A 6,343-nucleotide genomic window follows, 5' to 3' on the forward strand; every position below is an offset into this window, starting at 1 on the left:
TGCAACAAAGGAATAAAGCCATGCTGAGCTATGCCGCAACTGCTCGAGCGGCGTTCGTCTCCATCATCGCTGCTGGCAATCTGATCGGATGCGCCGAGTATGTCGACCGAAAGGATACGATCGCGTTCAGTGCCGGCAATGCGGTGCAAACCAACATCGTGACACATGTCACCGATCCTTGGCCTCCAAGCTCTCGCAACAAGAATTTCGCGGTCAATGGCCAACGGATGCAGCGCGCGATCGAGAATTATCGATGCGGGACGATTCCAGGAGAGGCCAATAGCAATGGCAATGACGGTGGAAGCAACATGGGTGGCAATGCCGCGTCGTCGCCGGGGGGCAAGGATGCCTGCTGAAAGCCGCGTATCGGAGAATTCTGCGCGAAGCTTCGGATCTCTGCCTGCACCGGAGAGGGCGCGCCGCAAAAGGCCTCATTTTGTTGGTCGTTGCAAATGCTGATGGTCATGAGACTTCCAGTCGCCAAACCATTCCGAGGATAGGGAAGAATGAAGCTCTCTATCAATCTCACTCTTTTGGCCACAATTTTTCTTGCCGGCTGCCAATCGATGGACGGGTTCGGGCTGGCTCGCCTCGGCGGCGGCACTGTTAGCGAAGAACAGTATGTCAGCACCGACCAGCCGCAACGATTGGGACGGGAGCAATTTGCACGCGGCAATTATGCACTTGCCGAGAGATATTTCCAGGCCGCAGTTGAGCGAACACCCCTGGATGGTGACTCATGGGTGGGACTTGCGGCAAGTTACGACCAGCTCGGTCGGTTCGATCTCGCCGACAGGGCGTACGAGCAAGCAACCAAGATCAAAGGGAACACCCCGCAGTTGCTGAACAATCGCGGGTATTCCTATTTGTTGAGAGGCGAAGCGCTACGCGCCAACAGTCTGTTTCGGCAAGCACTTTCATCAAGCCCGGACAATCAGACAATCAGTAACAATATCGCGATCCTCAAGCGCAGCCAGGTTGCTCGTTAAGTCGTAATCTGGTCAAGCGAGGGCTGGAGGGTTGAAGAGCTCGGGTCCCTGAGCCCGTTCTTCAGGCCTGCGATCATCTGGCCGACCTTGACATAGGCGGCGCCACAGCAACCGCATTGCATCAACTCCGAAAGCTCGTGTCGAGGGCGACGGTCGTCTGGCGATCCTTCACCGCCTGTCAGAGCGCGTTGTCGATGGTCCGTAGCTCAGGAACGTCGCGAGCGACCGGGACCGGCTAGTATAGACAACATGGTTGACACCCTGGCGGCGGGCGGCCCCCAAAACTGCTCCATGCCTGCGGATAACCACGTCGTCTTCAGCATAGCCAGCCGACAAGAGAAACAGGGTAGAAACACCGGAGAAGTTTAGCGTTTCGGGCTGGTCAAAGTCCATTCTTCGATCGGAGTCCCGCGAACGGCTGGCCGTTTCAAACTGCAATCCCGCTTCTTTCGCTTTTCTTACTACGAGCGAGGCGAGTTGGCCCGATGCTCCAGTTATTAAGATCATGGAAACGTCCTTTGCCGTCAGGTTCGCGCATGATCTAAGAGGTTCTGATTTGCGGCATAAGGAGGCACAATCTTGTCCGAAACGCACAGCAATGTTCGCCTTGAAGTCGCGCTCGAGCCCTGCGGATCGCCCGATCATGCGGATTGTGGGCTAAGCCTCATTCTTGACCGGTTGGGCGAGCAATGGACTGTCATGGCGCTTGCAGAACTTTCTTCTGGCCCTCGTCGCTACCGGCAGCTGGAACGGGCGTTGGTGGGCATATCGCAGAGGATGATGACCCTGACGGTGCGCCGCTATTGTGGGGATTGCCTGCCGGGTGCATCGCAATGAAGAGGCAGACTTCGCCGCGCTCGCGACGAAGCGCCCATTCCAGGACACGATCCACGAGTTCTGGAAGGCTGAGTCGGTTCGCGCGCGCTACACTTCTATCACCGCCCTGAAGCAGGACTTCCCAAGAGGTTTTGACACCCCACGGTGGCGTTGCCCCGTCGATCTGTTCCAGTGGTTTCACAATCCGATCCCGCTGCGGAGGGATCCATTGAGTTTCGGGAAGGAAGTCCTCGTTAAAATGCACAACAACTACCAAGCCATCAGGCTGGAACATGCGCTGCAACTATTAGACAAGCATCTGGCAGTCGGGAGCCCAATCCGCCAATGGCTGATCGACAAGGAGTTCGATGAGGCTTTTTTGCCCCGGCACATGCGCAGGAAGCCAGGCCAATCGTCGGCGCAAAGACGAGAGAACTTCGGAGCGCCAGCGGCGAAGGATCCTACAGACGTTATATTCAAGCCAAAGAGATCAGGGTTACACCCGAGCACCACCGACTCGAGAAAGCCTTTATGGCGTTCCTGCCTGAGCTAAATGCCACCGCTATATCGCCGAACTCGAATGCGATCGACATTCGCTTCAATACGCCGAACCATGGCGATGTGATTGCGGAATTGAAGCCGGCAGTTGCCGGGCAAACCAAGTACCCCATCCGCTTCGCGGTGGGGCAAGTCCTTGAATACAGACACTTTCAGTGTCCGAAGGCGCATCCGCTAATAGTACTGGGCGCGAAGCCGAAAGCCGAGGAGATCGAGTTCTGCCATGCCATTGGGATAAGCGTGGCGTGGAGACATCGAACACGTTCATCATCCGATGGAGGGGTTAACGGTCAACAGAGCGACGAACGCGACGACTTCCGATGGATGCCATCAGAATTTCGCGTCGACGGCGACTTCTGAAGCTGCTGGTATCGTCCTCGAAGAACGGTCCTGAACTCGGTGAGCGCGCCGGCGTCGATCTTCGGCGAGAACATGCCGGCGTGATCGATCATCGTGTTCAACGCGGTGCCGGCAGCATGGAGGACGTCGAGGATCGGCTTCAGTTCAGCTTCAAGCGAAGCGCGTCGGTTGCTCACGTCTTCGAGGTGAGCCAGCTTTCCGGACAGGTGGCCTGTGAAGGCGTCGGGCTCGAACGGCGTGTCGCACACCGGGCAGGCGGTTCCGTCATAAAGTTCCAGCGCCGACTTCAGGAGTGACTCTCGAGATAGGCCGTTGAGGTTTTCGGCATCCTTGCCGAGTTCGGCCGCGTTGGCGTCAGCGGTTGAGCATCCTTGCTTGAACGGGTCGGCCTGAAGCGCCGAAGCGCTTCTCGCAATGTCGCGAGATCGGCGGCAGCTTGTACCTTCGGCACGCGGCCCGGTGCGCTGGCAGTGGTGGTGGTCAGTCCGTCCTTTACCGACGTGTTGGCATCGAGGTCGGTCAGCGGCGTAAGCCCAAGCAATTCTCGGCGCGATTTGACCCCGTCCAGAACGGATTGCTTGGTGAGCTGCGCCGTGTCGAGCACAGCAAGAAGATTGGTAACGGCGTCCTTTTCGGCGCGCTCCAGTCTGGGAGGTCTTTGGTGCAGGCGTTGGCGATCTTTTGCAGGACGCCACGAAGCTTCTCGATGTCGTCGAGGCGTAGGAGCGATTATACCTCCTTCGATCGTTGGCCGGGCTCGGAGAGCACGTACCGGATCAACCCGCGACGCGAGAGGACGAATTCCGGATGGAGGTTGACGCTCTCGAACGCGGCGATGACGTCCGTGTCAGCAGGTTCGATCTCAGGCGCGCCTGCCGATTTCACGGTGCGGCGGATCTGAGCTTTTTTGTTGCCCAGCGAGGGGATGGTGACATCGAGAATGACCGATGCCGCTTCGGGCTTGTTGCGGCTGTCGACGTGCGGACCATGCGCCTTGAGTGAAAGACTGCCTGTCCCGCGCCTGCCAGGCGGGAGATGTTGCCCGTCAGCGCGAACTCGATCGCATCGACGATGCCGCTCTTGCCTGTCCCATTCCGTCCGCAGGCGGCGAAGTTCTGACCTTTGAGCTCAAGGATCAGCTCGCGGATGCCGCGAAATTCCGTAATATGTATCTTATTGATCCGGATATTGAAGCCTCCGGAAACAATGCGCCACGGATCGAGGGTTCGGCAAGGACACCGTCTTCGAGAACGACCTTGCGGAGCCTGGGCGCTACTTCGCCGAACCCTTCCTCCTTCTCTAGAACGTCGAAAAACTCTCCGAGGATTGTGGCGGCGACGGACTTCACCTCTGCAGGCGGATCGGTCGCCTCGTCTTTATCTTCTGTGGTGTCCAACTTGCTTCTCCCAATGCAAGCATAGGATCGCGACACACTGTTTTCGCTGCTGGAAGCGGCACACAGCTTTAACGATCGGCTGAATGTTGGCACCGATCTTGATTTCTTCGACGTTCAGGAATTTGCGGCCCTCAAGTGCCTTCGCAACTACTTCCATCATCAACAGGAATTGCGACACGTCGTAAGAATCATTCCGATCGGAGACTACCCGATAATGGCAGATTTGATGACGTTGTGCCTCGTCCCCCGCGACATCGTCATCACTGCAATTGAAGGGACAACAAGACGACATTACGAGGGAACTCGACAGTCCTGCCAGCAAGTATTCCATTGGTGTGGTTCTCTCGTGAACATTAACCCAGCCCTATTCAACTTCGTCGTCGCGGCATACGAGCGGCTGAAAAATCGAGGCGTCGCCTTAGGAGGAGAAGCGGTTCACGAATTCGAGGTCGGCTATCGCTATGAGGAAGAGAACAACCTTCCCCACCTGATTGACGGAACGTTTGTTACTTCGGCCGGAAGCATGAACGACCTCCTGACCGACATTTTGAACACCACACGATCCTAGCGGGTGGTATCTGGTGCCATCGTGACGCCTACCACGCAAATTTCCGTTCGGTATTTGAACCACAGCTTGCTGGAGTTAAAAGTCCCACGACCGCTTTCAGGGGTCGGCGACGGTCGCTGGAACGACCGAGAAGCGGCGCGAAGCGGACGTAACCGTGGCGCGCCTACAATGTCTATTCCTGGCACATTTCCGAAGTACGATCCTCGTCGCTTCGGCTTACTGTCGATAAGCAGGCGTTCACTGCGAGCTTCGAAGGTCAAACTCTGACCCAGAGCGGACTATCTGCGTGCGCGAGCATGATGCAGCATGGCATCGGTCCCTGCTGCGCGCCCGGCCTAGGGGATGGAAGTATCACCTGATGCCTCGGGCTGTGCACCCGGGCGGGCAGCCACCGCTTCGCGTTGCACGGCGGAGGCGACCTCCTCAGCCGGCGGCCCTATCCCTCCTCGTCCGAGAGCCACCGGACCTTGAGTAAGGACACTTGGTGCGAAAGGTGCCGCCGCGACGTTCAGTTCAGGGTTGGCTAGCGCCTTCCTCATTGAGAACCGCAGGATGACACCGAGCGATGCGGCAAGCGGAATGGCAATGAGTAGGCCGACGAAGCCGAAGAGGTATCCGAACGCGAACAGCGCAAACATCAGCCAGACCGGGTTGAGCTTGACACGGCTGCCGACGATCCGCGGCGACAGGACATAATCGGCGATCGTTTCGCCGATCAGGAAAATGCCGGCCACGACAGCCAAGGGCGTCCAGTCGGGCCAGAACTGGGCGATCGCGACGCATGCTGCGACGACGAAGCCGATGCCGAGCCCCAGATAGGGGACAAAGCTGATCAGGCCGGCCGTGAGGCCGATCAGGACGGCATGATTGAGGCCCGTCAACCTCAATGCCCCTGAGTAGAACACCGCCAGGATAAGGCAGATGACGATCTGCCCGCGCACGAAGCCGGCCACTGTCTCGTGGATCTCCCGCCCGAGGGCACGGACGTCCTTGCGGTGCTTGGCCGGTACCCACCCGTCGATCGTCGCGATCATCCGGTTCCAGTCCGCCAGCAGGTAGATGCTGACGATCGGGACCACGACCAGCAGCGAAAGCAGAGAGAACAAGGCTTTCCCGCTCGACCACGCCGAGCGGACGAGGTCGTCGAGCCAGGCACTGCCCATAGCGGCCACCGTATGGGTGATCGATTCCTCGATCCGGAGTTCCTGGCCCATGATCCTATGCAGCCAGGGACGGCCCGTGTCGGCGGCGAGAGACTGGACCCGCGTGACATAGCGGGGGAACTCATCGATGAAGAATCGCAGCTCCCCGACGAGCGCCGGGAGCATCACCAGCACTAGGCCGACGAAGCCGACGGCCAGCAACACGATGAGGATCAGAGCGGCCAGTCCGCGATTGATCCCGACCCGCTCCAGCCTCTCGACCGTTGGGACGAGCAGGTAGGCGAGCGCCATGCCCACCGCGAACGGCAGGAGGATTTCACGCAACAGCACCAGCATCACAAGCGCGATGATGGTGATCGTGACCCAAAAGACAGTGGGGCGGGCAACCGTCATTGCTTGCCTCCTGGGCGGTGAATCTCCGTACGGCTCCTACGGCTTCACCGGAAAGACCGTCTTCCAGTCCCGCTTCATGTCGACCAATGTCCACCGGTCG

The 6,343-nt window shown here is 58.6% G+C and carries 11 protein-coding genes; 7 read left to right on the forward strand and 4 right to left on the reverse strand.

Annotated elements, in window-relative coordinates:
* The first annotated feature begins 20 nt into the window (after positions 1-20).
* The 6 genes from FEZ63_RS17325 (at position 21) to FEZ63_RS25725 (ending at position 3,019) form a co-directional block, all read left to right on the forward strand.
* Entirely contained in the window at positions 21-356 is a 336-nt protein-coding gene (locus tag FEZ63_RS17325; protein WP_150946768.1) for a hypothetical protein, read from the forward strand.
* Between the two features lie 150 nt (positions 357-506).
* Positions 507-989: a tetratricopeptide repeat protein gene (locus FEZ63_RS17330; RefSeq protein WP_150946770.1), complete on the forward strand. Its 483-nt coding sequence runs from the start codon at positions 507-509 to the stop codon at positions 987-989.
* A 678-nt stretch (positions 990-1,667) separates the two neighbouring features.
* On the forward strand, positions 1,668-1,826 hold the full coding sequence (locus tag FEZ63_RS26245) for a winged helix-turn-helix transcriptional regulator (RefSeq protein ID WP_420846299.1): 159 nt from the start codon (positions 1,668-1,670) through the stop codon (positions 1,824-1,826).
* Complete coding sequence (locus FEZ63_RS17340; protein ID WP_150946775.1) at positions 1,813-2,358, forward strand: hypothetical protein; 546 nt, start codon at positions 1,813-1,815, stop codon at positions 2,356-2,358. The genes FEZ63_RS26245 and FEZ63_RS17340 overlap by 14 nt, the downstream gene beginning before the upstream one ends.
* On the forward strand, positions 2,337-2,723 hold the full coding sequence (locus FEZ63_RS24985; protein WP_162419764.1) for a hypothetical protein: 387 nt from the start codon (positions 2,337-2,339) through the stop codon (positions 2,721-2,723). The genes FEZ63_RS17340 and FEZ63_RS24985 overlap by 22 nt, the downstream gene beginning before the upstream one ends.
* On the forward strand, positions 2,684-3,019 hold the full coding sequence (locus FEZ63_RS25725) for a hypothetical protein (protein ID WP_244622854.1): 336 nt from the start codon (positions 2,684-2,686) through the stop codon (positions 3,017-3,019). The genes FEZ63_RS24985 and FEZ63_RS25725 overlap by 40 nt, the downstream gene beginning before the upstream one ends.
* On the opposite strand, the gene FEZ63_RS25730 is transcribed toward FEZ63_RS25725, so the two are convergent.
* The 3 genes from FEZ63_RS25730 to FEZ63_RS17350 form a co-directional block, all read right to left on the reverse strand.
* On the reverse strand, positions 3,010-3,327 hold the full coding sequence (locus FEZ63_RS25730; RefSeq protein WP_244622855.1) for a hypothetical protein: 318 nt from the start codon (positions 3,325-3,327) through the stop codon (positions 3,010-3,012). The two genes, FEZ63_RS25725 and FEZ63_RS25730, sit on opposite strands and share 10 nt — an antisense overlap.
* 277 nt (positions 3,328-3,604) lie before the next feature.
* On the reverse strand, positions 3,605-3,931 hold the full coding sequence (locus tag FEZ63_RS25735; RefSeq protein ID WP_338042231.1) for an AAA family ATPase: 327 nt from the start codon (positions 3,929-3,931) through the stop codon (positions 3,605-3,607).
* A complete protein-coding gene (locus tag FEZ63_RS17350) occupies positions 3,859-4,119 on the reverse strand; it encodes a hypothetical protein (protein WP_150946777.1) in 261 nt (86 codons plus the stop codon). Before FEZ63_RS17350 ends, FEZ63_RS25735 begins: the two co-directional genes overlap by 73 nt.
* 214 nt (positions 4,120-4,333) lie before the next feature.
* Between FEZ63_RS17350 and FEZ63_RS17355 the strand changes: the two genes are divergently transcribed.
* On the forward strand, positions 4,334-4,687 hold the full coding sequence (locus FEZ63_RS17355; protein ID WP_150946779.1) for a hypothetical protein: 354 nt from the start codon (positions 4,334-4,336) through the stop codon (positions 4,685-4,687).
* A gap of 335 nt (positions 4,688-5,022) precedes the next feature.
* Here FEZ63_RS17355 and FEZ63_RS17360 read toward each other — a convergent pair whose 3' ends face one another.
* Complete coding sequence (locus FEZ63_RS17360; RefSeq protein ID WP_150946781.1) at positions 5,023-6,243, reverse strand: AI-2E family transporter; 1,221 nt, start codon at positions 6,241-6,243, stop codon at positions 5,023-5,025.
* Positions 6,244-6,343 lie beyond the last annotated feature (100 nt).

This window comes from Microvirga brassicacearum (genome assembly GCF_008757455.1).
Taxonomy (GTDB): domain Bacteria; phylum Pseudomonadota; class Alphaproteobacteria; order Rhizobiales; family Beijerinckiaceae; genus Microvirga; species Microvirga brassicacearum.

Excerpts from the sequence above, each read along its gene's own strand:
- FEZ63_RS17355 (WP_150946779.1), top strand. The coding sequence starts at position 4,334 with ATGGCAGATTTGATGACGTTGTGCCTCGTCCCCCGCGACATCGTCATC.
- FEZ63_RS17330 (WP_150946770.1), top strand. The coding sequence starts at position 507 with ATGAAGCTCTCTATCAATCTCACTCTTTTGGCCACAATTTTTCTTGCC.
- FEZ63_RS17325 (WP_150946768.1), top strand. The coding sequence starts at position 21 with ATGCTGAGCTATGCCGCAACTGCTCGAGCGGCGTTCGTCTCCATCATC.
- FEZ63_RS24985 (WP_162419764.1), top strand. The coding sequence starts at position 2,337 with ATGGCGTTCCTGCCTGAGCTAAATGCCACCGCTATATCGCCGAACTCG.
- FEZ63_RS17360 (WP_150946781.1), bottom strand. The coding sequence starts at position 6,243 with ATGACGGTTGCCCGCCCCACTGTCTTTTGGGTCACGATCACCATCATC.
- FEZ63_RS25725 (WP_244622854.1), top strand. The coding sequence starts at position 2,684 with ATGGATGCCATCAGAATTTCGCGTCGACGGCGACTTCTGAAGCTGCTG.